This is a genomic window from Marivirga sp. (assembly GCF_035704835.1).
Lineage (GTDB): Bacteria > Bacteroidota > Bacteroidia > Cytophagales > Cyclobacteriaceae > Marivirga.
Genome location: NZ_DASSWQ010000075.1, coordinates 1 through 26,019 on the forward strand (window position 1 = coordinate 1; position 26,019 = coordinate 26,019).

Annotated in this window: 26 protein-coding genes and 1 pseudogene; 24 read left to right on the forward strand and 3 right to left on the reverse strand. The window is 34.4% G+C overall.

Annotated elements, in window-relative coordinates:
- Positions 1 to 484: 484 nt before the first annotated feature.
- Positions 485 to 982, forward strand: a complete 498-nt coding sequence (locus VFM92_RS13130; protein ID WP_325122682.1) for a hypothetical protein — start codon at positions 485 to 487, stop codon at positions 980 to 982.
- A 94-nt stretch (positions 983 to 1,076) separates the two neighbouring features.
- Here VFM92_RS13130 and VFM92_RS13135 read toward each other — a convergent pair whose 3' ends face one another.
- Together VFM92_RS13135 and VFM92_RS13140 are read right to left on the reverse strand one after the other, a co-directional pair.
- Positions 1,077 to 2,498 carry a hypothetical protein gene (locus tag VFM92_RS13135; RefSeq protein ID WP_325122683.1) on the reverse strand — a complete coding sequence of 474 codons (1,422 nt, stop codon included), beginning with the start codon at positions 2,496 to 2,498 and terminating at the stop codon, positions 1,077 to 1,079.
- A 37-nt stretch (positions 2,499 to 2,535) separates the two neighbouring features.
- Positions 2,536 to 3,924: a T9SS type A sorting domain-containing protein gene (locus VFM92_RS13140; RefSeq protein ID WP_325122684.1), complete on the reverse strand. Its 1,389-nt coding sequence runs from the start codon at positions 3,922 to 3,924 to the stop codon at positions 2,536 to 2,538.
- A gap of 444 nt (positions 3,925 to 4,368) precedes the next feature.
- Between VFM92_RS13140 and VFM92_RS13145 the strand changes: the two genes are divergently transcribed.
- The 23 genes and pseudogenes from VFM92_RS13145 (at position 4,369) to VFM92_RS13255 (ending at position 24,293) form a co-directional block, all read left to right on the forward strand.
- Positions 4,369 to 4,563 (forward strand): hypothetical protein, encoded by a 195-nt coding sequence (locus tag VFM92_RS13145; RefSeq protein WP_325122685.1) that lies wholly within the window; start codon positions 4,369 to 4,371, stop codon positions 4,561 to 4,563.
- Positions 4,564 to 4,671: 108 nt separating this feature from the next.
- Positions 4,672 to 4,956: a hypothetical protein gene (locus VFM92_RS13150; RefSeq protein WP_325122686.1), complete on the forward strand. Its 285-nt coding sequence runs from the start codon at positions 4,672 to 4,674 to the stop codon at positions 4,954 to 4,956.
- Positions 4,957 to 5,211: 255 nt separating this feature from the next.
- On the forward strand, positions 5,212 to 6,624 hold the full coding sequence (locus VFM92_RS13155; RefSeq protein WP_325122687.1) for an inorganic phosphate transporter: 1,413 nt from the start codon (positions 5,212 to 5,214) through the stop codon (positions 6,622 to 6,624).
- A gap of 156 nt (positions 6,625 to 6,780) precedes the next feature.
- Complete coding sequence (locus tag VFM92_RS13160; RefSeq protein ID WP_325122688.1) at positions 6,781 to 7,146, forward strand: hypothetical protein; 366 nt, start codon at positions 6,781 to 6,783, stop codon at positions 7,144 to 7,146.
- Positions 7,147 to 7,345: 199 nt separating this feature from the next.
- Positions 7,346 to 10,279 (forward strand): protein translocase subunit SecDF, encoded by a 2,934-nt coding sequence (secDF, locus tag VFM92_RS13165; protein ID WP_325122689.1) that lies wholly within the window; start codon positions 7,346 to 7,348, stop codon positions 10,277 to 10,279.
- Between the two features lie 2 nt (positions 10,280 to 10,281).
- On the forward strand, positions 10,282 to 10,914 hold the full coding sequence (locus VFM92_RS13170) for a DedA family protein (RefSeq protein ID WP_325122690.1): 633 nt from the start codon (positions 10,282 to 10,284) through the stop codon (positions 10,912 to 10,914).
- Complete coding sequence (locus tag VFM92_RS13175; RefSeq protein WP_325122691.1) at positions 10,911 to 11,303, forward strand: hypothetical protein; 393 nt, start codon at positions 10,911 to 10,913, stop codon at positions 11,301 to 11,303. Before VFM92_RS13170 ends, VFM92_RS13175 begins: the two co-directional genes overlap by 4 nt.
- 103 nt (positions 11,304 to 11,406) lie before the next feature.
- Positions 11,407 to 12,249, forward strand: coding sequence for a MotA/TolQ/ExbB proton channel family protein (locus tag VFM92_RS13180; protein ID WP_325122692.1), 843 nt, complete (start codon positions 11,407 to 11,409; stop codon positions 12,247 to 12,249).
- 4 nt (positions 12,250 to 12,253) lie between these two features.
- Positions 12,254 to 12,850 (forward strand): biopolymer transporter ExbD, encoded by a 597-nt coding sequence (locus VFM92_RS13185; protein ID WP_325122693.1) that lies wholly within the window; start codon positions 12,254 to 12,256, stop codon positions 12,848 to 12,850.
- Positions 12,851 to 12,867: 17 nt separating this feature from the next.
- A pseudogene (locus VFM92_RS13190) lies at positions 12,868 to 13,413 on the forward strand (ExbD/TolR family protein).
- Positions 13,410 to 14,189, forward strand: coding sequence for a TonB family protein (locus VFM92_RS13195; protein WP_325122694.1), 780 nt, complete (start codon positions 13,410 to 13,412; stop codon positions 14,187 to 14,189). The pseudogene VFM92_RS13190 and the gene VFM92_RS13195 overlap by 4 nt, the downstream one beginning before the upstream one ends.
- Before the next feature lie 21 nt (positions 14,190 to 14,210).
- Positions 14,211 to 14,444: a hypothetical protein gene (locus tag VFM92_RS13200; RefSeq protein WP_325122695.1), complete on the forward strand. Its 234-nt coding sequence runs from the start codon at positions 14,211 to 14,213 to the stop codon at positions 14,442 to 14,444.
- Positions 14,441 to 15,349, forward strand: a complete 909-nt coding sequence (locus VFM92_RS13205) for a substrate-binding domain-containing protein (protein WP_325122696.1) — start codon at positions 14,441 to 14,443, stop codon at positions 15,347 to 15,349. Before VFM92_RS13200 ends, VFM92_RS13205 begins: the two co-directional genes overlap by 4 nt.
- 33 nt (positions 15,350 to 15,382) lie before the next feature.
- Positions 15,383 to 16,693: an NAD(P)/FAD-dependent oxidoreductase gene (locus VFM92_RS13210; RefSeq protein ID WP_325122697.1), complete on the forward strand. Its 1,311-nt coding sequence runs from the start codon at positions 15,383 to 15,385 to the stop codon at positions 16,691 to 16,693.
- Positions 16,690 to 17,616, forward strand: coding sequence for a TerC family protein (locus VFM92_RS13215; protein ID WP_325122698.1), 927 nt, complete (start codon positions 16,690 to 16,692; stop codon positions 17,614 to 17,616). The genes VFM92_RS13210 and VFM92_RS13215 overlap by 4 nt, the downstream gene beginning before the upstream one ends.
- Positions 17,613 to 18,968, forward strand: a complete 1,356-nt coding sequence (locus VFM92_RS13220) for a dicarboxylate/amino acid:cation symporter (protein ID WP_325122699.1) — start codon at positions 17,613 to 17,615, stop codon at positions 18,966 to 18,968. Before VFM92_RS13215 ends, VFM92_RS13220 begins: the two co-directional genes overlap by 4 nt.
- Before the next feature lie 265 nt (positions 18,969 to 19,233).
- Positions 19,234 to 19,842, forward strand: coding sequence for an AraC family transcriptional regulator (locus VFM92_RS13225; RefSeq protein WP_325122700.1), 609 nt, complete (start codon positions 19,234 to 19,236; stop codon positions 19,840 to 19,842).
- Between the two features lie 210 nt (positions 19,843 to 20,052).
- Positions 20,053 to 20,520, forward strand: a complete 468-nt coding sequence (locus VFM92_RS13230; protein ID WP_325122702.1) for a hypothetical protein — start codon at positions 20,053 to 20,055, stop codon at positions 20,518 to 20,520.
- Between the two features lie 54 nt (positions 20,521 to 20,574).
- A complete protein-coding gene (locus VFM92_RS13235) occupies positions 20,575 to 21,660 on the forward strand; it encodes an ice-binding family protein (protein WP_325122703.1) in 1,086 nt (361 codons plus the stop codon).
- A 667-nt stretch (positions 21,661 to 22,327) separates the two neighbouring features.
- Positions 22,328 to 22,891, forward strand: a complete 564-nt coding sequence (locus VFM92_RS13240) for an AraC family transcriptional regulator (protein WP_325122704.1) — start codon at positions 22,328 to 22,330, stop codon at positions 22,889 to 22,891.
- Between the two features lie 99 nt (positions 22,892 to 22,990).
- On the forward strand, positions 22,991 to 23,281 hold the full coding sequence (locus tag VFM92_RS13245) for a hypothetical protein (RefSeq protein WP_325122705.1): 291 nt from the start codon (positions 22,991 to 22,993) through the stop codon (positions 23,279 to 23,281).
- A gap of 186 nt (positions 23,282 to 23,467) precedes the next feature.
- Positions 23,468 to 24,127, forward strand: coding sequence for a porin family protein (locus VFM92_RS13250; RefSeq protein WP_325122706.1), 660 nt, complete (start codon positions 23,468 to 23,470; stop codon positions 24,125 to 24,127).
- A gap of 7 nt (positions 24,128 to 24,134) precedes the next feature.
- Positions 24,135 to 24,293, forward strand: coding sequence for a lmo0937 family membrane protein (locus VFM92_RS13255; RefSeq protein WP_325122707.1), 159 nt, complete (start codon positions 24,135 to 24,137; stop codon positions 24,291 to 24,293).
- An 88-nt stretch (positions 24,294 to 24,381) separates the two neighbouring features.
- Here VFM92_RS13255 and VFM92_RS13260 read toward each other — a convergent pair whose 3' ends face one another.
- Positions 24,382 to 25,911 (reverse strand): SulP family inorganic anion transporter, encoded by a 1,530-nt coding sequence (locus tag VFM92_RS13260; RefSeq protein ID WP_325122708.1) that lies wholly within the window; start codon positions 25,909 to 25,911, stop codon positions 24,382 to 24,384.
- Between the last annotated feature and the right edge of the window lie 108 nt (positions 25,912 to 26,019).

The following is a 26,019-nucleotide window of genomic DNA, read 5'->3' on the forward strand; positions in this document are numbered from 1 at the left end:
CTTCAAAAGGATGATGAACATATGGAAATCATCTCTTTGGCTCTATTTACAAAAGATGTATCAAAGCTGTTTCATCTGTTATCAAAATTTTTTACCATTAAAAGGGATGTATTATGGGGTTTTTAAGGGCTGACTAATTAAATCTTTAAATAGATTCATTTATGTAATGAAATAAAGTCAGGGGAAATCATTTATGATTACTGAGATTAGCGTACAGAAGTAAAATGGAATCTAAATTTTCTCACCATCTACTTTTTAGCTAAGAAACTGGGAAATGTGTCTACTAACCCTAACTCAAGAATCGATTTTTCCTGGCTTTTTTCTATTTAAAAATACTATTCAAATAACTTATCTACCTTAATAAATTCAATTATACTCAATAGTTCTGACTATTGAATTCTTAGGGGAAGGATACAAATTAATATTTTAAACGACTACATTCCACGAAAATCCACCTAAAGTACTCAATTCAAAATCTTGATAAATGCAATTAACTAACTTTTTACTCGCTATTTTCTCAGGTCTTATCGGAACAATTGCAATGACACTTGTCATGTATTCATATGCTGCAATTACCAAAAAGAAAACAAAAGTCGTTCATGTATTAGGTCTTATGGTAACAGGAAACCATGGTTTTTCGAAAGAAAGAAAAACCATAATATTGACCACTGGCTCAATAACTCATCTATTAGTGGGTGTTCTTTTCAGCTTTTCTTATTTCCTCCTATGGAATTGGGGAGTTTTTAGTATTTCAACACTAGATTCCATTATTGTCGGTGCATTAAGCGGAATTTTGGCAATCGTTGGTTGGGGAGCCTATTTTAAAGTGTATAGTAAACCTCCTAGAATTAATCTATCGCATTACTTTACCGCATTATTTATTTCTCATATCGTTTTTGGATGGGTTACTGTAAATATTTTCAGATTAATTACAGACTCGCCCCAATTTTGGTATCAGCTTCAAGAGGAAATAAATAAATAGCTCACACCTATTATCTCTACTGGTGTTAGGGAAAGAAATGTTTTCCCTAAAAAGTGCGCAAAATACATGAATAAAAACATCTAAAAACATTTGACTAATTTCTCACTCTAAATTGTAAATCAGTAATTAAAACAGTCATATCTCCTGTTGTGGTTTTGATTACAGCTTCAATATAATCACCGGTAGCCATGTCAACCTCAGTTTCTAATACCAATGTAAAGGTCTGATTGTTCACCATTGCACCTGTACTATGATTAGGATTACTAATTGCGGTTCCATTCTTAGAAAGGGCTATTGTAAATTCTGCACCATTGCTGGGAGCTTTGCCTGTCACCGTAATAAAAATATTAGCTCCTATAGATTCCTTTCCTTTATAAGTAAGTCGATTATTGGTGTCAGACTCAAATTTCAAGAGTTTCAAACTTGAGGTAACTCCTTCAATTTTCACAAAGGTATTATTTGGTTGTGTATTGGTGGAAGTATTAGCGTTTGCATTCGCATAAATATAACCATAAACACGAGTATTGGGAATATTTGTATTTTGAGACATATACCAACCAATATCATGGGGAGTTAGGCCATTTAAAACATTAATGTTATTGCCTCTAAACATATTGGTTGTTAAACGACCTCGATCCACTTGCGCTGATGGGTTGAGCTTTACGCCTATTTGGTCAGGGTAAATAAAGTAATTATTGGAAAGATCAATATCATCTACCACTAAATTATTCAAAAACTCAATACCCGCACCTGTCGTCAGATTGGTTACCAATGTGAAACTGCAGGCAAATTTACCCATATTGCCAGCTACCTTTATGCCATCCGAACAGCTCCAATAATTTTTAATGATGGTTGCAGCCAAAAAACCACTGACCTGGCCAACACCTAAACTGGGAATACCCGACAATTCGACTACAGAATTCCCAGAAAAAAGATTGCAAAACTTCGTTTTAGTTCCATCTTTAAAATCGTAAGCGGAGGTACTTCCACTCATTGGAATTACTGCTAAATCTTGCATAAATACGGAAACATCCGTACTTCTGAGCACTGCACCACTTACAGATGATAATACTCCATCGCGCACGGGGTCAATGCCGCGCAGACTAGCTCCATTTAATTCTAAATAATAAGGAGAAATGTCCACAATTCCTCTAAAAATATACATGCTGTTGGCATCTAAAGTTATTCCGCCTGCGGAAGGTGCCGGAAGGTCATCCAGAGAGTAAACATATACTAGGCTTTCATCGGTTTTGCTATATGCAGTAGACTCCCAACCATCGGCTCGGTAAATATCCATTGTATTGGTGGTGATATTATAAATTTGTAAACCATTGGGTGGAGTTGAAATGGCATCACGCTGAGAGGTGGTCATTCTAGTAACCAAAACACCCCGAGTGGTATCTTCCATTTCTAAAATTGAAGCAGGATTAATGGAATCTGGATTAGCCCCTATTTTCACCTGAGCATGAACAGAGAAAACTATAAAAAGTAAAGTGAATGATAAAAAATATTTCATATGATTTAATTTAACTCTCCAAAAGGAAATAACAGTATTAGTATTTAATAAATGAATTGTACTTATTTTTTGTCTTTAAATAATACGTACCGGGTAAAAGTAGCGAAATGTTCAATTGTAAATTTCCTTCACTATTTTTTAAGATTGAAATAGAACGAGTCACTTCCTGACCCAGCACATTAAAAATTTTAAACTGTATACTTTCACCAGCAATACCTTTTAGCGTTATTAAATCTTTGGCTGGATTCGGATATATTATCAATTTGCCCTCAGTGGCATTAGTTATATTCACCATCTCTATTGATGAATATTTAAACTCTCCATTAAAATCAGTTTGTTTTAATCTATAGTAGGAAATGCCTGAAAAAGGAGATGTGTCAATAGCCTTATAATTCAATAGACTTTTTGAATTTCCTGCTCCTTTTATATCTGCAAAAGCTTTCCAAATCAATCCATCAGAAGATTTCTCGATAGTAAAAAAATCATTATTTATTTCGGATGAGGTTTGCCAATTCAGACAAACTGATAGTTCACATAAATTAGCAGTAAATGAAGTTAGATCAATAGGCAAAGGATTATCACTTGAAAATGACCCCAGCGTGAAAGGACTAAAGTTTGAAATAGGTTCTGGAACAGAACAATTACTTCCTGAAACTACAGTCCCTGATAACCCAGAACCAGTGGTACCACCATTTCCTTCTGAAATCCATTGTGTTCCATTCCATTTTGCAACTCGCAAATCGCAAAGATTATCAACTCCACAGGAGTTAGATGACCATGACAAAGTCACCTCCACACTGGAATTCCCATTTGTCCGGTTAAGTACCCAGTATTCGCAAGCACTAATATGATGCACATCAGCACCAAGAGAAGCACCGGAATAAAGCCCATCAGGATTGGCCTCCGTATAGTAAGCGGTAAAATGATCGGTAATCGCAACTGGCGCAGATATCGCTATTGTTCTTAAAAAGGAATTGTCACCAGTAGGAAAAACGAATGCATCATTTCCAACTTTACGAATAACACCATCAATATGGCTGGTATCGCTTTCTCCTGTATAAGAAGCATTATCAAGAAACTCAACATATTCAGTATCATAATCAATATGGTCAGTTGTGATCACACCCTTGACAAATGTTAGCATTTCAGTAATTTTTAAGACATTGTCTAGCTGAAGTGAATTGCTGGTTTTATTAATCGTCAGATGGTTAGTTTGAATAAGTTTAGATCCACCTAAGGCTTGAGATTTGGAGCCTACAATATGTAGTGTACCTAAATTTGAGGTAAAGTCTCCTTCATTAACGAAATCACCAAATAGACCCATTTTAGAATCTGAATGCATTCTCAAATTACCATTGTTTCGTATTTGTCCGAATGAAAAAATCGGATAAAATGATAGTGCAAAAAATGCATAAGCTAATTTCATACTGTACTATTATTACGTAAATATCAACTCAAATGCACTTTAATCATGGCTTACTACACTGCTTTTTATAAAAAATAAGAAATCAATTTTAACGACTATTTTATAATGAGTTTGATAGCCTTCATAAATAATAGATTATAATTATTTTAACAAGGTTAGGACTTTTTAGGTAATTACTAGTTATACTAAAGGATATAATACTTACATAAGTTACATATTTTCCTATTTTGAATATAATTTAAAAAGTAGGTCTTTGTAGGGCATTTAGATATGTTAAGACGATTTAAAAAGCGGTAATTATCAATTTATATTTTATAGAAGCTAATGGTTTAGCAAATAAGATATGATTAAAAATATTTTTACAAAAGTATTTGGTGAAATAAACTATTTCATATTACTTTGTATTTCAAAGTACTTTTATCAATTTATTTTAAGTATGAAATTATGGAAAAGAAAAACAGTCAAAACCTAAAAAGCTTCCGAGTATTATTCATCGTCATTATTTTGATTGGCTTAGGCTTAATGATATTTATGATAACGGTAGAGGACGAACCTGGTGCCTTACCCCTTTTACTTATTGTATTGGGCACCATTAGTTTAATCATCAACCAAATTAAAATCAAAAAACAAAACGCTTAAATTTTATAAACATGAGATGAGCCTAAATTTTGCAATCCTCAACATAGCAGCTGAGGATGAATAAAATTTATCGAATTACATGTAACAGTTAAAAATAAATCTATACCCATGAAAAACAAAAGATTAAGTTTGATTATGGCAGCAGTGGTAGTATTGTTGCTTATCCCTTTTATTGCGATGCAGTTTACTAATGAAGTAGACTGGGATGTTTTTGACTTCCTTATTATGGGGATTTTACTAACAGGAACTGGGCTATTATGCGAACTCGTACTAAGGAATGTAAAAACCTTAACGGGCAGAGTGCTTGTTTGTGGAGCAATTTTAATTGGTCTATTTCTCGTATGGGCTGAACTTGCAGTTGGAATTTTCGGATCACCATATGCTGGCTCCTAATCCATAACTCCTAGTAGGAAGTATAATTCTAGTCCATTTATAATTCGAATACTCATCTTACTTGATGCATCATTCTCAAAATGATGCATTTTTTATTGCGTAAAATCGTAAAATGGACTTAATAAATTAATGACACTAATAATTGTCTTACCATTTTTTCAGCATCCTATTAAATAAATTTTTAATGAAATATTTGTTTGTCTCTTGTTGAGTTCTGTTAAAAATTACCTCTACATTTGCGAAAAATAATTTAGAATGTTTCTTCTATTAGATGCTAACCACGCAATTCTTCTGGTAATTTGCTTAATTGCTGCATGTGCCTTTGAATTTATAAATGGTTTTCATGACGCTGCAAATGCGGTGGCCACCGTAATCTATACCAACTCACTAAAACCTAGAGTTGCCGTTATTTTATCTGGCATATTTAATTTTATTGGAACCATGACGGGTGGTATTGCCGTAGCTATGGCAATCGTGAATTTACTTCCAGTTGAAGCGCTGGTGGACCAAAACATTAATCATGGAATTGCGATGGTGTTAGGTATTTTACTATCTGCCATATTTTGGAATTTTCTCACCTGGTATTTGGGTATACCCTGCTCTAGCTCCCATACGCTAATTGGCTCCATTTTGGGAGTAGGAATTGCGTATTACTTATTACCTGATAGCCAGGGAATGGCTGTCAATTGGGGTAAAGTTGGTGATATAGGATTGTCTTTATTGATTTCCCCTATATTTGGATTCAGCGCAACTATTTTTTTAATGTATCTTTTGAAAAGACTTACTAAAAAGGATAAACTATTTAAAGAACCACCTAAAAATACTCCTCCTAGTTTAGGAATTCGCTCATTACTCATTTTGTCTTGTACAAGCGTAAGTTTTTTTCATGGTTCAAATGATGGACAAAAAGGCGTAGGATTGGTAATGCTTATTCTTATTGGAATAGTTCCCGCTTATTTCGCACTCAATCCTGATGTGGAGCTGAAACAATTTAACAAGCCTATTAATGAATTAAGTTTAATAATTGAAAATGCTAATTTAGAAGAATTTGGTCTTGAAGATAAAAAGACGCTTCAAGAAACTCTGAAAGTCACTTATAAACTAGATTCCATTACGCACACAGCTTCTTTAGCTTCAGCTATTCCAGAGGAAAATCGATTTTTGGTTAGATCTGAATTAATAAATGTCAATCAGAATCTTAAGGACATTACAAGCCGCTATCCGGAACAGTTCTCTAATAAAGAGTTAGCCACTATTAAAAGCAGCTTATCGGAATTAAAACCATTCACAGAATATAGCCCTATTTGGGTTTTAGTGATGATTTCAACCTCCATTGGTTTGGGTACCATGATTGGTTGGAAAAGAATTGTAGTCACCATAGGTGAGAAAATTGGTAAACAACATTTGACCTACGCACAAGGAGCTTCTGCTGAAATGGTAGCCGCTACAACTATTGGTCTATCTAGTGCTTTTGGATTGCCCGTAAGTACGACCCACGTACTGTCATCCGGAATAGCAGGAAGTATGGTCGCTTCAAAAGGATTAAAGAACCTCAATAATAATACTATCAAAAATATAGCGCTGGCCTGGGTATTAACTTTACCAGTTGTGATTTTCCTATCAGCTTCTTTGTTTTTGTTGTTTAGGTGGATTTCAGATTTACTTTAAAAAATAGTTTTAACGATGAATACTTAACTAAAAAAAGCTATGAATAAGAGGTCAAACATCTAAAAATCAAAATTTGGGCACCCAAAAAAAAATAAAAAAATAATTATGATAGTATTTGCAAATATATCATAAACTATACATACATTTCGTCTGTAAATGAAACACAATAGCGCAATGCTGCTCCGCCAAACTCTCGGCATCTTCCTGATGGCATTAATGCTTGTGATTTCACTTTTCACCAGTCCCATTACTGAAAGCAATGCAAAGCAAATTTCTACTGTTTACTCCCAATATGAAATAAGCGCGCCAAGTGCAGTATCTGATCTTGATTTTCTTCAAGTCAATAGTTTAAAATCAAACTTTGTAAAAATCCCAGTCTTCTCGAAAATTGCGGAAAAATTTGCTGAGAAGACTCAAATTATTTTCAATGAGACCCATTTCATACCATATCCGTCTTTATTAAAAATCAATTCTTTCTCTAGAAACGTCTTTTACGTTTTTATCTCTATCAAAGCACCCTAAATCTGAGGCTACATTTTAGCTATTAGCATTTTGAAAGCTTGACTTCCCTGAAGTAATCTCCTTTCAAAAGCTATCCTTAATTTCTTAAATTATCAGATTTACGATCATGAAATCATTATTCAAATTCGAATTTACACTAATCGAAGATGAATTTTTAATCAAAGATTTCATGTGACAATCAAAAAACAGTCAAATACACATGAAAAACAAGTCATTTATTATTGGTATTACGATTATCGTGAGTTTATTATGTATTTACTTTCTTTCATTCACTCCTATTTCAAGGAAAATTGAAAAAGCCGCAGAATTTCAAGCATTAGAAGAAGGTACACTTAATGAAGTAAAAAAACAGGCCTATCTGGATTCTATCTACAGCCTTCCTGTTTTCAACCTATTAGGCATTGAATACACTTATCAGGAAATAAAACAAAATGAATTAAAGTTAGGACTTGATTTACAAGGTGGAATGCATATTACTTTGCAAATCTCTCCTGTAGAAGTATTGAAGCAAATGGCTTCCAATAGCATAAATCCCGATTTTCAGGCTGCCATATCTAAGGCAAATGAATTGCAGACAAAAACCAATGAGAACTTTGTTGATTTATTCTATCAAGAATACAAAAAGACTAATCCTGAAGGAAAACTTTCTACAATCTTTGCAAATAGCAGAAATCAAGAGCGAATTAATCAGAAATCAAGTGATAAAGAAATCTTATCTATTATCAATGAAGAGGTTTCTTTAGCTATTGATAGGTCATTTCATATTTTACGTACTCGCTTAGATCGTTTTGGCGCGACCCAGCCCAATATTCAATTAATTGCTGGAACCGAAAGAATTCAAATTGAGCTTCCTGGTGTGGAAAACCCAGAGCGCGTGCGTAAATTATTGCAGGGTGTAGCCAAATTAGAATTCTGGGAAGTTTACACTCCTTTGGAAATCAATGAGTTCTTAGAGGCTTCAAATAGCTTATGGTTGGCTTCACACCCAATAAATAAGGAGAACAAATCTGTAGAGAATTCTACACAATCTTTGAAAAACCTTTTAGGAGATGAAGCAATTCAACAAGATTCTGTTGCTACTGATACTGCTGAAGAGCTAGCTCTATCTCCCATGATTGGCAAATTGCGTTCACCCTATGGACTGGTTTACGAGTTGAAAGATACAGCCCTGGTGAATTTACAGATTAGAGAATCAATAACAGCCGGAATATTTCCTAAATATTGCCAATTCATGTGGGATTTAAAAACGCGCACTTCAGCCGAAGATGGCCTAAATTATATTGAATTATATGCATTAAAAGGTGATCGTTACGGTAAAGCTTCTATGGCTGGTGAAGCAGTAAGCGATGCAAGTCCATCTGTGGAAAATGATGGACCTGGTGTGAACATGCGAATGAATATTGAAGGAACTAAAAAATGGAAAAAACTAACTTCAGAAAATATTGATGAGCAAATTGCCATTGTTTTAGATGGTAAAGTATATAGTGCTCCTGTAGTTCAATCAGAGATTCCCAATGGTAACTCTTCCATTTCCGGCAATTTTTCATTAGAGGAATCGAAAGATTTAGCCAATATCTTGAAGGCCGGGAAAATGCCTGTTTCTACTCAAATTGTTGAAGAAGCTGTTGTTGGGCCATCATTAGGACAAGAGGCAATTGCACAAGGATTAATTTCGATGGTTGCTGGATTGGGTTTAGTAATTATTTTCATGGTATTGTACTATGGAAGTAGTGGAATGGTAGCAAACCTAGCATTATTGATTAATATTTTCTTCATCGTTGGATTATTAGCTCAATTTGGAGCAGCCCTCACACTGCCAGGAATAGCAGGTATTGTGCTCACTATAGGTATGTCTGTTGATGCTAACGTCTTAATTTTTGAACGAATAAGAGAAGAATTAAGATTGGGTAAATCCATCATTGAGGCTATTAGAATTGGTTATAACAAAGCGTATAGCTCAATAATTGATTCGAATGTCACAACCTTTTTGATTGGTGCAATTCTCTACACTTTTGGCTCTGGTGCAGTAAAAGGTTTTGCTCTAATTTTGATGATAGGAATTGCTTGTTCCTTATTTACAGCTGTTTTTATTACCCGATTAATTGTAGAAAATGTGGCTAAAAGAAATGCTGGTCGAAACATAAAATTCGATACTATCTTCTCTAAAAATTTACTATCTAATATTCAGTTTGATTTTATCAAATTCAGAAAAAAGGCGTATTTGTTTTCGATAGTAGTAATTCTTTCTGGATTTGCTGCAATTTGGTATCAAGGAGGCTTGTCATTAGGAGTAGATTTCAAAGGTGGAAGAAGCTATATCGTTCAATTTAATGATAATATTACTGCTTCTGAAGCTAGAGAAGCACTTTTACCTCATCTGGAAGGAGCAACTGCAGAGGTGAAAACATATGGAAGTAATAATCAATTGAAAATTACAACCAGCTATATGATAGATGATAACAGCAACGAAGCCGATAAAAAAGTGGAATCTGCAGTATATATGGGGCTGGCATCATTTGAACAATCTAATCCAGAAATTTTGAGTAGTTCTAAGATTGGAGCTACCATAGCTGATGATATTAGAGAGTCTTCACAAACTTCATTAATCTATTCTTTACTAGCTATTTTTGTTTATATCGTGATTCGTTTCAGAAAATGGCAATTTGGACTTGGCGCATTAGTCGCGCTATTTCATGATGTGCTAATGGTTTTATCATTCTTTGGTTTGGCAAAATTCTTTGGCTTCAATTTGGAAATAGATCAAGTATTCATTGCAGCAATTCTTACTGTTATTGGGTATTCCATTAATGATACTGTAGTAGTTTTCGACCGACTCCGTGAGTTTTCTGGGGAGAAAATCAATCAATCATTGAAAAACACATTCAATCGTTCGATTAATGATACGCTAAGTCGCACGCTGATTACTTCTTTTACAGTATTTATTGTAGTAGCAGTGCTACTCATATTTGGAGGTGAAGTCTTAAGAGGCTTTTCTTTTGCCTTACTGATTGGCGTTATTTTCGGAACTTATTCTTCTATCTTTGTGGCAGCACCTCTCGTTTTGGACTTGGATAAAGAAAAGAATACTGACACCCTTGTTATTAAAATGAATAAACAGTCTAAAGCTGCTTAAATATGGAAACGGTATTACTTATTATGCCTGAATGGCTAGAGCCGACTAATTTGCTTGCTTTTGGTGGCTTAACACTACTTTTACTGGTAGTATTTATCGAAAACAGCTTCTTTTTTGGATTTTTTCTACCAGGAGATTCACTGCTTTTTACTGCAGGCTTATTCTGCGGTTCGGTTTACTTACCTGTATCACTCCTAACATTGATTGGTGCGCTTATTTTAACCGCAAGTTTGGGATCACTTTTGGGGTATTGGTTTGGTAAAAAATTTGGTTTTTGGATCAAAAATTTACCTGACGGCAAGATTTACAAAAGAAAGCACTTAGAAATGACCTCAGAGTATTATGAAAAGAAAGGCTCTTATGCATTTATTATGGGCAGATTTCTACCCGTTATAAGAACTTTTGTACCCATTTTAGCTGGAATTGTGAATATGCCTTTCAAAAAATTTATGCTATTCAACGTTCTAGGTGTATCAATTTGGGTTATAATCATTGTAACTGCTGGATTTTTCTTAGGAAAAACCTTTCCTCAACTTATTCATCATTTAGAGTGGGTTATTCTAGCCTTAGTAGTATTACCATTAATCCCTGTATTAAAGAAAATATTTTCAAAAAATGCAGTAAAGCCAGCATGATTAAGCAAAAAAAACATATCAATTTGATTAAAGCATTGCTGCTAATTGTGATTAGCACTGGTTTCCTTAGTTACTTCTCTTTCAATGAAGCAGTAATTAAAAAACATAATCCCAATCAAGAATTCAGTTCATTAAGTTTTGATACTTTTTTTGATTTTGATCAGCCTACAGAACCGATGGCTGGGATAATAGAAAAAAGTGAAGCATTCCTATTGAGCTTACCTTTAAAAAAGTCTGGGAGGTTTTTAAATCAAGTTGGATTTAATGATAGTTGCCAGGGTTCTACTCTTGCTTTATTACACATAGGTAGTAAATCAAACTTCAAAATTGTAAAAAAGCAAGTTAGTTTCATTGATTTTTACAGTACCTACCGCCAATTACGGATTTGAAATAGCCCTATGTTTTAAGGGCACCAAAATCATCAAAATAAGTGTAGCAATAATTTAATGCTACAAAAAAATAAAATTTCAAATCGTAAAAAATCATTTATCAATGAAAAACTCATCAAGTATTCTTGACAGCATAAAATCAAAATTTGTAGCAATTATCATCCCTTTAGAGATTTTAATCGCAGTTTTAATATATATGTACATTTTGGAAAATCCTGCAAACTTTCAAGGAGGAGACCCATCAAATCATCCCTTGCCTGATAATTATTTAGGTATTATTTATAAAGGCGGATTTATAGTTCCGATACTAATTTCTCTACTCCTATTAGTCATTACTTTTGGAATAGAAAGACTATTAATTATTTCTAAAGCTAAAGGTAAAGGAGATGTTCGGAAATTCGTAGCCAAAGTAAAAAGTCTATTAGCAAAAGAACAAATAACAGATGCAATTCAGGCTTGTAATGAACAAAAAGGTTCAGTAGCCAATGTGGTGAAATCTGGTTTGATAAAATTTCAGGAAGAAGCAAAATCTATTCATTCTACTGAAAGCGAAAAACAAATTGTAGCCATTCAAAAAGAGATAGAAGAAACTACACTTTTGGAAATGCCTATGCTTGAAAAAAACCTAGTGATTATCAGTACTATTGCTTCTATTGCTACTTTGATGGGTTTATTAGGAACTGTTATGGGAATGATTAAAGCTTTTGCGGCCATTGCAACTGCTGGAGCTCCTGATGCAGTTGCGCTGGCTAATGGGATTTCTGAGGCGCTTATTAATACAGCCTTAGGCATTGGTACATCGGCATTAGCGATTATTGCCTACAATTATTTCACCAATAAAATTGATGCATTAACGCATAGTATTGATGAAGCCTCTTACAGCATAATTCAGCATTTCTCTGCTTTTAAAAAAACAAGAAAGTCAACCTTTAAAGAGGTAGCTTAAAAATATGAGCCAGACTAAAATAAAAAAGAACCAACCATTACTGGACATGACTCCTATGGTTGATTTAGCCTTTTTGTTGGTCACTTTCTTTATGCTGACCACTAAATTCGCTAGTGAAGAACCTGTAATTGTGGATATTCCTTCTTCTATATCGGAAATAAAATTACCCGACAATGATATTCTAACCATCACAATTTCAAAAGAGGGAAGTGTGTTTTTCAATATGGATGGAAAATATAATAGGCAAGAACTCCTATCAAAAATGGGAGACCGATATCAGATCGAGTTTACAGAGCAAGAAATAAATTCCTTTGCACTAATGACCAGTTTTGGAATGCCCCTGAATAAATTAAAGGGGTTTCTGCAGCTTGAGCATGAACAACAAAAGGAAGTAATCCAAACAGGCATTCCTGCCGATTCTCTTAATAATCAACTGGCAGATTGGATTGTTTACTCTCGCATGGCAAATCCTAAATTGCGAGTGGTATTAAAAGGAGATAGAGACGCTAATTATCCGTCTGTTCAGAAGGTTATAAATACCTTGCAGACTAATAATATAAGTCGTTTCAATCTAATCACTAACATGGAAAAAGCTTCTTAACTTTTAATAACAAAGACATGTCAGAAGTAAGTAGTTCCTCCACTGGTGGAGGAAAACAGCAGGATGGAAAAGTAAGAAGCAAGAAAAGTTCAACTAAAATTGATATGACGCCAATGGTTGATCTGGCCTTTCTTTTATTGACGTTTTTTATGTTTGCAACCACTTTTAACAAACCTCAGACGATGGAAATTACCTTGCCTGAGAAACCAAAAACGGAAGACTAACAACCACTGATAAATGAGAAGAAAGTGCTGACATTAGTTTTAGACGAGGAAGATAAAATTTTCTGGTATGTAGGCATTACTGATCCTTCTGTTGCATTAACCAATTTTTCTAAAGATGGAATTCGCAAGATTTTATCAGAGCAAAAAAATACTATCAGTGAGATGGTGGTGCTTATCAAACCAACAGAAAAATCGCGATATGCCAATATTGTGGATATTCTGGATGAAATGAGCATTGGAAATATTGAGCGCTTTGCTATAGTTGATATCACTTCTGAAGATTTATCTCTCATTAATTCAACAATCAATCCTTTAGGCAAAGGAAATCTGAAAATATGATGAATCAAAGCTGGGAAGACCTGGTTTTTGATGGAAGAAATAAAGAATTTGGTGCATATGTTTTACGTAAAGCATACAGTCATGTATTGGTAAAATCTTTCCTAATTGCTGTATTAATACTTGTTGCGGTTTTCACCACGCAATATTGGGGACAGCTCTTTAAAAAAGATACAGTAGAAGAGATTGCAGCCGTTAAAACAATTAAGTATACGGAATTAGCTCCTCCTCCCCTAATTGAAAAAATTCAGCCACCTAAAATGGATTTGCCTCCTCCCGTGAAAACAGTGGTAAAATACTTACCACCTAAGGTCACCCAGAAAGAAGTAATAGAGGAAGAATCCATGCCTACGGTAGACGATATAAAAGCAAACTTAACTGGTTCTGAGAATATTGAAGGAACGGGAAAAGTAATTGTGGAGGAAACTCCTGTGGTAACTGACGATGATGTTGATGAAAATAAGGTATACAGCATTGTAGAGGAAATTCCAATTTTTGATGGAGGATTAGAGGCTATGTATGATTTTATCAATAGAAATATGTCTTATCCTCGCCAAGCTCAAAGGATGGGACTGGAAGGCACTGTTTACATTGGATTTATAGTAAGTAAAACCGGTGAAATAACAGAGGTAAAAGTAATTAAAAAGTTAGGTGGAGGCTGTGATGAAGAAGCGGTTCGTGTTATTGAAAAGATGCCTAATTGGAAACCAGGGATGCAAAATGGGAAAGCAGTCAATACCAATTTTGTTCTGCCATTTAAATTTAGACTTGATAGTTAAACATTATAAAATATTACAATTATGGAAAATCAATTAAATTCAGTTAAGAAAACAGGTTTGAGTACATTTCTTAAATTCTTCTCGTTTTCAATGGCCCTCATTTATTTAGCAGGAGGGCTTTGGTTTCTTTTCTCAGCGCACCAAGCATATGTAATTCCTCAGGTCCATATCATTCCTCCTGGATTTGTTTTAGTTGGGTATGGGCTTTTCAGATCCTTCATTAATTACAAAAAAAAATTCAGACATCGTAGATGAAAACACAGCAGCTTTATTCTTTGACATTAATTGTGGTAGCACTTTGGGGATGTAATAATCCCCAAGGTTCTCAGCATGAAAACACTACAGTTTCAGGAGAAATTTTAGTTGGAGTAGATGAGTCATTAGCACCTTTAGTGGTAGCACAAACAGAGGCTTTCCATGCCACCTATCCTGATGCAATTGTGAGAATCCAAACGTATTCCGAGCATTTAGCTATTGAAAACTTTTTAGCAGATTCTGTACAGACCATTGTGGTAACGCGACAATTAAATGCAGAAGAACAAGCGTTATTGAACAAGCAGAAATATTTCTCCAAACATACAAAGATTGCCTACGATGCAGTGGTGATGATTGCTAGTCCAGAACATCCGTTATCAACCTTGGATTCAGTTCAGCTGCAAGCTATTTTTTCAGGTAAAGATTCACAATATCCGTTGATTTTTGACAGTGAAACTTCGGGCACTTTAAGAATGATAATGGATTTATATCCTTCACCTGATAGCATCGCTTCTTACTTTAAAGCAGCGGAAAATACACCTGAAGTGGTAGCTTATCTTACAGAAAATAAAAATGCCATTGGTTTAGTAGGAAGAAGTTGGATAAGTGAAAAGCACGACTCCATTACAGCTAATTTTTTGAATGAGGTGAAAATTCTCAGTCTGCAAGGACTAGATGGAGCCTACTATCAACCTTATCAAGCATATATTGCTCAGAAATCCTACCCCTTAATTAGAGAAGTGTTCATCATTTCACGAGAGGCTTACACAGGCTTGGGCTCCGGATTTACGGCTTACGCAGCTGGAGATAAAGGCCAGCGTGTAGTTTTGAAATCGGGTTTAGTACCTGCAACTATGCCTATCAGATTAGTACAGTTTAGTGAGAAAAATAATAGTAAATTATAAATAATAAATTCAATCCATTAATTTTGGGATAAAATGAGTTTAAAACTTAAAGTGCCGGAAAGTAAGCTCCCGCGAATTATTATAGTAGGTGGAGGTTTTGCCGGACTAGCAATGGCTAAGCAGCTATATAATGCGCCCTATCAGGTAGTTCTGATAGATAAAAACAATTACCATACTTTTCAACCATTACTATATCAAGTTGCCTCTGGAGCTTTAGAACCCGATGCCATAGTAGCACCATTTAGGCTAATCTTTGAGAAAAAGAAAAATATATTCTTCAGGATGGCGGAAGTAATTAAAATTGAAGCTGAAACAAATAACTTGATTACTTCCATTGGAAATATTAAGTATGATTATTTAGTCATAGCATCTGGCTCAAAAACCAATTACTTTGGCAAAAAAGATGTGGAAGAATTCTGCATGCCTATGAAAAGTGTACCCAACGCACTTGACTTGAGAAGCTTAATAATTCAAAACTTTGAACATGCTGTAAACTACGATGAAGGGGATGAAAAAGAAAGCTTGATTGACATCGTAGTAGTGGGCGGAGGACCAACAGGAGTTGAAACTGCTGGAGCCTTGGCAGAACTTAAAAAACATGTGCTACCTGATGACTACCAAGAGTTGGATTTAAGTAGAATGGATATATATTTGGTAGAAAAATCGTCTCAGCTATTAAATGGAATGTCCAATGAAGCTTCTTCTAAAACTAAACAGTACCTAGAAAAGTTAGGGGTGAATGTTTGGTTGAATACAGGGCTTGAATCCTATGATGGCAATAATGCCGTATTTAGCAACGGAAAAGTAATTGCCACAAAAGGTTTAATTTATAGTGCAGGTGTAATAGGCAATCCTATTGCAGGAATTAAACCAGAGTCAATTACAAAAGGAAGAATCCAAGTTGATGAATATCTTAAATTGAAAGATTATGAAAATATATTTGCCATGGGAGATGTAGCTGCTATTCAGCAGAATCAAAAATTACCACATCCAATGGTAGCGCAAGTGGCTATGCAACAAGGTGTATACTTAGGAAAGCGATTTTTGAAAAATTTCAAAACTGGTAAACCTTTTCAATATAAAAATCTTGGTGCAATGGCTACTATTGGCAGAAATAAGGCCGTTGCTGATTTACCCTTATTAAAACTTCAAGGTTTTGTAGCTTGGTTAGTTTGGATTTTTATTCATTTAATGCATTTGGTGGGTTACCGAAACCGAGTAGTAGTTTTTATGCACTGGGCAAACAGCTACTTTAGTTCCGAAAAACGATTCCGATTGATTATACGCCCTTTTAATAGAGTTAATACATATACACAAAAAACAACGCAACAACAAGAAATATGAACAACACCGTTTGGATTTTATTCAATGCATTAATTGTCTTTTTATTAGCCCTCGATTTACTCATTATAAATCGAAAAGCGCACGTAATCAGTGTGAAGGAAGCATTAGGGTGGTCAGCTTTTTGGATTGGACTAGCCGCAATTTTTAACGTGGTAATTTACTTTTGGTTAGGTGCTGAACTTGCCCTTGAGTTCACTGCTGGTTACTTAATTGAAAAATCACTTAGCGTAGATAACCTTTTTGTATTTCTAATGCTGTTTGCTTATTTCAAGGTTCCAGCAATATATCAGCATAAAGTTCTTTTTTGGGGAATTCTTGGAGCAATTATTTTTAGAGCTATTTTCATTTTTGCAGGTATAGAGCTTTTGAACAGATTTAGCTTTACCGTTTATATTCTAGGTGCCTTTTTAATTTTTGCTGGCATAAAAATGTTTTTTGCAAAGGAAAAGCCTTTAAACCCAGAAAAGAATGTGGTTCTCGCAATTATTCGACTATTTGTCCCGGTTACTAATGAATACCATGAAGGTAATTTTTGGGTGAGAATTAAAGGTGTATTACATGCAACCCCTTTGTTTGTTGTTTTAATCATTGTTGAAACCACAGATATAGTTTTTGCAGTGGATAGCGTTCCAGCTGTTTTGGCAATTTCCAAAGATCCATTCATTGTTTACAGTTCCAATATTTTTGCAATTTTGGGCTTAAGATCCTTATTTTTTGCTTTAGCAGGGATAATGGATTTATTTCATTATCTCAAATATGGTTTGGCTTTAATTTTAGCATTTGTGGGTACTAAAATAGTACTCAGCCACTGGTATCATATGGACATTGTATTGTCACTTGGCATAGTAGGCTTTATTTTATTGGCCTCAGTAATATTATCCATTTCATTTCCCAAAAAATCTCATTTAGATGTACCCAAATGAAAAAAGTTAAAATTGCACTTTTTATAACTGGCACTATTACGCTAATTCTTGGCCTTTTACAATTAGAACAAATTTTTATACTACCCTCCCCAGCCTTCACAATAATTCGCTGGGCATTATGGATTTTATTTTTTTTCTATGCATGCCTCAGAAAATCCTTAACAACCTGGATTTTAGTAAGCATGTTAATAGGCGCTGAGCTAGGCAATAGTTTCCCTGAATTTTCATCCAATTTACAGGTGTTGAGTCAAGCTTTCCTTAAACTGATAAAAGTAATTATTGCTCCTCTCCTACTTGGGACATTAGTAGTGGGTATTGCTGGTCATTCTAACTTGAAGCAAGTCGGTAGCATGGGATGGAAAGCCTTACTGTATTTTGAAGTGGTCACTACCTTGGCACTTTTCATTGGATTATTTGCAATTAACCTCACAGAAGCTGGAAAAGGCATAGATTTATCATCTGTGGTAGTCAGTAATGAAATTCCTCAAATAAAAAGTCAGGGATGGCAGGAAATAATTCTACATATTTTCCCTGAAAACATTGCCAAATCAATTTATGAAGGTCAAATTCTTCAGATTGTAATATTTAGTATTTTATTTGGATTAGGACTTGCTATGGTCAAAGATGAGCAAAAAAGAAGGCCTATGATTTCCTTTGCGGAAAGCTTATCAGAAGTGATGTTTAAATTTACCAATATTGTGATGTTTTTTGCGCCATTTGGGGTAGGTGCCGCAATTGCCTATACTGTTTCTCACATGGGTCTGGGAATTCTAGTGAATCTATTTTATCTGTTAGCAACACTTTATGGTGCTTTATTAGCATTTCTTTTACTTATTTTACTCCCCATTGCTTTAGCATTTAAAGTAAATATCAAAAAATTTATACAAGCTATTTCAGAGCCAGTTTCTATAGCATTCGCCACCACCAGTTCAGAGGCGGCATTACCTAAAGCTATGGAAAATCTGGAAAAAATGGGGGTTTCCAGAAGAATTGTAGCCTTCGTGATGCCAACGGGTTATAGTTTTAATCTGGATGGTACTACACTTTATTTATCGCTGGCAACGGTTTTCGTAGCACAAGCTGCAGGTATTAGCCTAAGCTGGGGAGAACAGCTTCTAATTGTATTTACACTGATGCTCACCAGCAAGGGGGTAGCAGGAGTCCCGAGAGCATCTTTGGTAATACTTTTAGGTACGGCCGCCACTTTTGGTCTACCTGTAGAACCTATTTTTATTATTTTGGGTATTGATGAATTGATGGATATGGCAAGAACATCTGTAAATGTAATCGGAAATTGCCTTGCAACGGTCTTAGTAGGCAAATGGGAAGGTGAATTTACTGAAGTCCAGTAAACAATAGTTGCCTTGTAGCCAGTTAGGAAAAAAATAAACTTTTGTATCTTTCTTCTAACTAGCCTCAAACCATACATGAGAAACTATCAGTCAGACAAACAATAGTTTCCCCAGATACTAATGCGTACCTTCAATTAAATCGATAAAGATTTAGCACGTCCGAAATCCATTAAGAATCATTTTCATATTTACTGCTTGTGATGTATTTGATATCTGTACACAGATCATTCGTTAGTTTAAATTAGCATTCATAAATCAATTTCGTATGCAAATCAATCCCCTTCACATAGCACTTTCATCCCCTATTGCTAAGGAAAAACTATATATAAAATATATGGTAAGTCTTCGATGCAAATTGTTAGTACAAGAAGAACTTAAAAAATTAGACATTCAACACTTGGTGGTGGAATTAGGAGCAGTTGAACTACTCCAAGATATATCTGCCGAACAACGTCTTATACTCAGAGAAAACCTGATAAAATCTGGTTTGGAGCTTCTAGACAATAAAAAAAGCATTCTTGTAGAGAAAATCAAAAGTGCAATTATCAATGTCATTCATTATTCAGATGAACAACTGAAAATTAATTATTCCGAATACTTAGCTGAAAAGCTAGGGTATGATTACACTTATTTATCTAATCTTTTCTCAGAGGTGAAAGGCATCACCATACAACAGTTTATCATTATCCATAAAATTGAAAAAGCAAAAGAACTCATTCTTTATGAAGAGCTTAATACAACAGAAATATCGTATAGACTTCACTACAGTAGTGTGGCACACTTTTCTAATCAATTCAAAAAAGTAACCGGTCTCACTCCTTCTTTCTACAAAAAATTGAAAAAAAAACGCCAAGGTAATCTCGAGGACGTTTGATTTCAGTGAATTTAAGATTCAGTAGCATTGAGATGGCTAAATCAGTGATTTATGTAAAAATATGGGTTTATTATGTAATACTATTCGGTGGTTTACCTACTAATATTGTATCACCAAAGAAACAACTGGTAATACCTGACTGAAACAGGAATAAAAAGACGGGGCGATACCGAAAAGCCATAAGAGTAGGATAAAAGTAACAATGAACTGATGAAAAAATTAAGCATTACATTTCTATTAACATTATTCGCATTAACCTATGGTATTGCGCAAGATTACAACACAAGTATAGGCCTAAGAGGAGGATTTTCAAATGGCATTACCATTAAGCACTTTGTTTCCTCAAAAGCAGCTTTTGAAGGTATTATAGCAAGCCGTTGGAGAGGCGTTGAACTTACAGGTTTATATGAGATCCATGGCAGAGCCTTCGATACTGAAAGATTAAACTGGTACGCTGGTTTTGGTGCACACGTTGGATTTTGGGATGGAAGAGATACTAGATGGGGTGAAGATAGATCTTATACAGTAGTAGGAATTGACGGAATTTTAGGATTAGAATATAATTTCGTTGAAATCCCTTTTAACATCAGTGTTGACTGGAAACCTGCATTTAACTTATATGGTTACACAGGATTTTGGGCTGACGGTGGTGCACTATCAATTCGTTACATTTTTTAATATTACAACATAACTTTTAAAGTACGATTAAATACACTTTTTTAAATACACAATATGAAATTAATTAAAATTATTCCAATACTAGCAATTATGCTTTCGGTTTTCGTGATAGGCTGTAATGAGGACGATGAAAATAATCCGAACAACCAAGGCAATAACCCAACTATATCAGCAACTATTCCTGAAAGCAATGAAGTAAATATTGCTCGAAACAATGCTGTCACGGTTACCTTTGATGTAGAAATGGATCCAGCTACAATAAATAGCTCAACTTTCATTGTAACACAAGGCACAACAGAAGTAGATGGAAATCTAGAATACTCTGAAATGGAAGCTACATTTACACCGACTATGGCATTCAATGCTCTTACTGCTTATACAGCAACCATTACTACTGATGCAAAAAGTTTAGAAGGTAACAACCTTGAAGAAAACTATAGCTGGACGTTTACTACTGGTGGTACAAACGCTAACATAGAAAATGTTGACCTTGGAGCTTCTGGAAATTATGTAATTCTTTCCAAAACAGCCATCAATAATACAGGGACTTCTGCACTCACAGGTGATTTAGGTTTAAGCCCAGCAGCCACTTCGTATATCACTGGTCTTTCTTTGACTGACTATACAGGTTATGCAACTTCAGCTCAGGTTACAGGAGAAATTTATGCAGCAGATATGGCTGACCCTACTCCATCGAATCTTACAACTGCAGTTGAAAACATGATTACTGCTTATAATGATGCTGCAGGACGTTCTGCAATTGATTTCTTAGAATTAGGAACTGGTAACATTGGTGGTAAAACATTAACTTCTGGTATCTACAAATGGACTAATACCGTTACAATTCCAACGGATGTAACACTTTCAGGTAGTTCAACTGACGTTTGGATTTTCCAAATTGCTGAAGACCTTACTATGAGTGCTGCTACTAACATTATCTTAACAGGTGGTGCAAGTGCTAAAAACATCTACTGGGTAGTTGCTGGTCAGGCTACATTAGGAACTACTTCTCACTTTGAAGGTATTATCTTATCAATGACTGGCATTACGCTTCAAACAGGTGCTTCAATGAACGGACGCGCTTTAGCACAAACAGCAGTAAATCTTGATGGAAATGCAGTAACACAACCTGCTCAATAAGTATAAATCCATTCATCACATTGAAAATAGGAGTTGTCATAAGCAACTCCTATTTTTTTTGCTACTACATTCAATCATTCTTCTACCAAATAATACCCATCTAATCAATTGATTTAAATGGTAAGAATCAAAAGTATATTGCCTGTACTGAAAACTAGATTTTCATTCCTTTGAATAATTAGTACGTTTTACACTAAAATCTCAAATTATTTTCACCTCATTTCTCAACATAATAATTCACCATTGACCGATAAATTTATCCCATACCTAATCGGTATTTTCAATCTGGATTAGATTCACAAAAATGGTCATAAGTAAAATTTTACTTTTATTACTTTTTTATATTATTTATTACGTGCATAAAAATACCGACTTTTAAGTACTTAAGACAAGATTATATCAAAAAGCGAATGGTAAGTTCACATCCAATAGTTATGTCCAATTTATAATAATCGTATATAATAATTCTATTAAATAATTTAAAATCACCTTTTCTATTTCAATTCAAAGATATTTATCAACACCTCTATTAGCCAAAATATAAAATCAAAAAATTTAAAAATTTAAAATAAATCATATAAAAGTCAGTTTTTATTGAAAATCTTACGTATAAAAAAATGAACCTAAAGTAGGCTAAAGTTTGAATTGTTAATTAAACATTAGTGTCATGCAGATATTACATATTAAGTACATGGTCAGTTTGCGTTGCAAAATGATGGTGAAAGAAGAATTAAATAAACTTGATTTACACGGTGCCACAATAAATTTGGGCACTGTTAAAATTCGAGAAGAACTATCAGAGTCTAAGCGCGAACAGCTTAAAGAAAATTTATTAAAAATTGGATTAGAATTAATGGACGATAAAAAAAGTATTCTTGTAGAAAAAATTAAAAACGTAATTATCGAAATGGTGCATTACAGCGAAGAGCTACCAAAAGAGAATTACTCTTACTATATAAGTCAGAAACTGGGTTATGATTACACCTATTTAGCTAATGTCTTTTCTGAAGTAAAAGGGATAACGATACAGCAGTTCATTATCAATAATAAGATTGAGAAAATCAAGGAGCTTCTCCTTTATGATGAATTAAGTCTTTCAGAAATTGCTTTTCAAATGCATTACAGTAGCGTAGCCCATCTTTCCAATCAGTTTAAAAAGAATACAGGTCTTTGTCCCTCGTTTTATAAAAACAAAAAGGAAAAGCGATTAGAGAATCATGAAAACCTATGATCTTTGTATTATTCAATTATTTGAGTGTAACATAGCATACCTTCATTTGAGCTAATTTTATAATGTAATAACTCAATTACAAAATAAATTTTACAGCTTATGAACTCAAATAAAAATAATTCGAACGAAAATTTTCAAATAAAAGGAAATTGGGAGGCGCAGTCGAGACAACTTAAATCTAATTATCCTCAACTAACGGATCAGGATTTAAAGTATGAAAAAGGAAAAGAAGATGAATTACTGGAAAGAGTAGAAAATCGATTAAATAAAGACCGGGAAACTGTAATTGGTATTATTAATGAAAACCAAAATGAGCAACAAAGGGAATACCATAATGAAAATCAAAATGGTATTTACAATGAAGACCAAAACGAAGATTCAAGTAGATAGTGGGAACTACCTCTTAGCAAAAAAACAAAAAGGTCAGGATATTTAAATCCTGACCTTTTTTTGGTTTTAGGCCATATGTGCAAGTAACAATGTGCGAATCATGTAATGATCCTCATTAAATATGTAACAAATTTCCAACGCATGGTTCTGATCTTTACATAAACTAAATCTTAAAACCGCGAAAATATGAAAAATCTTAAAATTTTAGCTACCGCAGCATTTATGACTATTTCCAGTTTTGCAATGGCTCAAGACGAAATATATGTGAGTAGATATGACGATAGAGATGAAGCAAGGCTAGGGATTAAAGCAGGTCTTAATTATTCCAACGTTTATGATGAAAATGAAGAATCTTTTAATGCCGATGGGAAATTTGGCTTTGTAGGAGGTCTGTTATTACATGTTCCAATTGGCGACTTTCTGGGATTTCAACCAGAGGTATTATATTCTCAAAAAGGATTTAAAGGTAATGGAACTTTATTCGGAAGCAATTATAGTTTTAAAAGAACCACCTCCTTTATTGATATACCACTACAGCTCGCTATTAATCCTACAGAAGCTCTTACAATTCTTGTAGGCCCTCAATATTCTTTTCTTATCAAGCAAAAAGATGAGTTTGATAGCAACTTTGGAACTGCAGCACAGGAGGAGGAAATAAGAAATGATAATGTTCGAAAAAATATTCTTGGCTTTATTGCCGGAATCGATATTAATGCTGATGATTTAATAATTGGATTGAGAATGGGATGGGATGTTCAAAACAACAATGGAAATGGAACTTCAGATACACCCAGGTATAAAAACGTTTGGGTTCAAACAACAATAGGGTACACATTATTTAAATAAAAAACACATGAACAACATTCTTTACATTGTAGCAGTAGTATTAGTTATTCTATGGCTAATTGGTTTCTTAGGATTCGATTCCGGAGGAATTATTCACATACTCTTGGTAATTGCAGTAATTGCTGTCTTGCTTAGATTAATTGGCGGAAATAGGATCATAAAATAACATCAACTGGGAATGGTATTAAATAAGAAAAGCCGAATTGATTAATCCGGCTTTCTTATTCTAAACCAAAACTACTCACTATGAAAAACTAAACTTTATCGATCACTAATTTATAGTTAGGATCTTCTATTACATTAACATCGATTATTTTATCAGCATTTTTCAACAATCTTCTGCAATCAGGACTTAAATGTTTCAAATGCACTTTCTTGCCTACCTTTAAATATCGTTCTGTAATTTTATTCAATGCTTCAATTGCAGACATATCTACAACCCTACTTTCCTGAAAGTCGATGATAACCTCTTCAGGATCATTCATTACATCAAATTTATCATTGAAAGCCGAAACAGACCCGAAAAATAATGGACCATAAATTTCATAATGTTTTATTCCATCCTCATCTACACTTTTTCTAGCACGAATTCTTTTGGCATTGTCCCAAGCAAAAACCAGGGCAGCAATAATCACACCTACTATGACAGCCAATGCCAAGTTATGAAGTATAATTGTCACCAAAGTAACTAAAACCATCACTAAAATATCTGATTTAGGCATTTTGTTAATGGTCTTCAAACTCGCCCACTCAAAAGTGCCAATTGCCACCATAATCATCAAACCTGTTAATGCGGCCATTGGAACTAATTCAATATAAGCAGAAGCAAACATGATGAATAATAATAAAGTTACTGCCGCTACTATTCCAAATAATCTTGCTCTGGCACCATTAGAAATATTAATCAAACTTTGCCCTAACATTGCACAACCACCCATTCCTGAAAAGAATCCTGACAAAATATTTGCAGCACCTTGTGCTACTGCTTCTTTATTTCCTCTACCTCTGGTTTCGGTTATTTCATCAATGATATTTAGTGTTAAAAGACTCTCAATCAAGCCAACTGCAGCCATAATCCCTGCATAAGGGAAAATGATGACTAATGTCTCCCATTTAAATGGAATATGAGGGATATGAAATGGAGGAAAACCGCCTCTAATTGAAGCTACATCCCCTACTGTTCTGGTTCCAATTCCAAAATAAACAACCACTCCAAAAACGACCAAAATAGCTACTAATGAAGATGGAATTACTTTTGTTAACTTAGGTAAACCCCAAACAATTAACATAGTCCCTAAAACTAATGCTAATAATATATATATTGGCTCACCTGTTAGCCAATTACCTGATGCGTCTTTGAATTGCGCTAATTGGGAAGTGAAAATAATAACAGCCAAGCCGTTAACGAATCCGAAAATTACCGGATGTGGCACTATTCGCATGAATTTCCCCAACTTTAAAAATCCAGCAGCTACTTGTATTAACCCTGATAGAATGACCGCTGCAAGCACATATTCAATTCCATGAGTTTGTGCTAACGCCACTATTACAACTGCAATAGCTCCTGTTGCTCCAGATATCATTCCAGGACGACCACCTAAAATAGCAGTCACTAAACCCATAACAAAAGCTGCATATAAACCTGTAAGGGGCGCTAAACCAGCAATCATCGCAAAAGCCACTGCTTCAGGTACCAAAGCTAATGCTACGGTAACTCCTGAAAGTACTTCTGTTTTGTAATCTACTTTTTGGGTCAGGTCAAATAATTTGAAAAATTGTTTCATTCTAAGATATTTAATTGCGGGTGGCAATTATAGAATGCAGCCCTGTGAAAACGAGCGCGCAAAGGTAAGGGTAATTTTATTTAATCAAAAGTTAGAATAAAAATATTC

Coding starts and splice junctions, on each gene's coding strand:
- VFM92_RS13130 (WP_325122682.1), top strand. CDS start 485: ATGCAATTAACTAACTTTTTACTCGCTATTTTCTCAGGTCTTATCGGA.
- VFM92_RS13135 (WP_325122683.1), bottom strand. CDS start 2,498: ATGAAATATTTTTTATCATTCACTTTACTTTTTATAGTTTTCTCTGTT.
- VFM92_RS13140 (WP_325122684.1), bottom strand. CDS start 3,924: ATGAAATTAGCTTATGCATTTTTTGCACTATCATTTTATCCGATTTTT.
- VFM92_RS13145 (WP_325122685.1), top strand. CDS start 4,369: ATGGAAAAGAAAAACAGTCAAAACCTAAAAAGCTTCCGAGTATTATTC.
- VFM92_RS13150 (WP_325122686.1), top strand. CDS start 4,672: ATGAAAAACAAAAGATTAAGTTTGATTATGGCAGCAGTGGTAGTATTG.
- VFM92_RS13155 (WP_325122687.1), top strand. CDS start 5,212: ATGTTTCTTCTATTAGATGCTAACCACGCAATTCTTCTGGTAATTTGC.
- VFM92_RS13160 (WP_325122688.1), top strand. CDS start 6,781: ATGAAACACAATAGCGCAATGCTGCTCCGCCAAACTCTCGGCATCTTC.
- secDF (WP_325122689.1), top strand. CDS start 7,346: ATGAAAAACAAGTCATTTATTATTGGTATTACGATTATCGTGAGTTTA.
- VFM92_RS13170 (WP_325122690.1), top strand. CDS start 10,282: ATGGAAACGGTATTACTTATTATGCCTGAATGGCTAGAGCCGACTAAT.
- VFM92_RS13175 (WP_325122691.1), top strand. CDS start 10,911: ATGATTAAGCAAAAAAAACATATCAATTTGATTAAAGCATTGCTGCTA.
- VFM92_RS13180 (WP_325122692.1), top strand. CDS start 11,407: ATGAAAAACTCATCAAGTATTCTTGACAGCATAAAATCAAAATTTGTA.
- VFM92_RS13185 (WP_325122693.1), top strand. CDS start 12,254: ATGAGCCAGACTAAAATAAAAAAGAACCAACCATTACTGGACATGACT.
- VFM92_RS13195 (WP_325122694.1), top strand. CDS start 13,410: ATGATGAATCAAAGCTGGGAAGACCTGGTTTTTGATGGAAGAAATAAA.
- VFM92_RS13200 (WP_325122695.1), top strand. CDS start 14,211: ATGGAAAATCAATTAAATTCAGTTAAGAAAACAGGTTTGAGTACATTT.
- VFM92_RS13205 (WP_325122696.1), top strand. CDS start 14,441: ATGAAAACACAGCAGCTTTATTCTTTGACATTAATTGTGGTAGCACTT.
- VFM92_RS13210 (WP_325122697.1), top strand. CDS start 15,383: ATGAGTTTAAAACTTAAAGTGCCGGAAAGTAAGCTCCCGCGAATTATT.
- VFM92_RS13215 (WP_325122698.1), top strand. CDS start 16,690: ATGAACAACACCGTTTGGATTTTATTCAATGCATTAATTGTCTTTTTA.
- VFM92_RS13220 (WP_325122699.1), top strand. CDS start 17,613: ATGAAAAAAGTTAAAATTGCACTTTTTATAACTGGCACTATTACGCTA.
- VFM92_RS13225 (WP_325122700.1), top strand. CDS start 19,234: ATGCAAATCAATCCCCTTCACATAGCACTTTCATCCCCTATTGCTAAG.
- VFM92_RS13230 (WP_325122702.1), top strand. CDS start 20,053: ATGAAAAAATTAAGCATTACATTTCTATTAACATTATTCGCATTAACC.
- VFM92_RS13235 (WP_325122703.1), top strand. CDS start 20,575: ATGAAATTAATTAAAATTATTCCAATACTAGCAATTATGCTTTCGGTT.
- VFM92_RS13240 (WP_325122704.1), top strand. CDS start 22,328: ATGCAGATATTACATATTAAGTACATGGTCAGTTTGCGTTGCAAAATG.
- VFM92_RS13245 (WP_325122705.1), top strand. CDS start 22,991: ATGAACTCAAATAAAAATAATTCGAACGAAAATTTTCAAATAAAAGGA.
- VFM92_RS13250 (WP_325122706.1), top strand. CDS start 23,468: ATGAAAAATCTTAAAATTTTAGCTACCGCAGCATTTATGACTATTTCC.
- VFM92_RS13255 (WP_325122707.1), top strand. CDS start 24,135: ATGAACAACATTCTTTACATTGTAGCAGTAGTATTAGTTATTCTATGG.
- VFM92_RS13260 (WP_325122708.1), bottom strand. CDS start 25,911: ATGAAACAATTTTTCAAATTATTTGACCTGACCCAAAAAGTAGATTAC.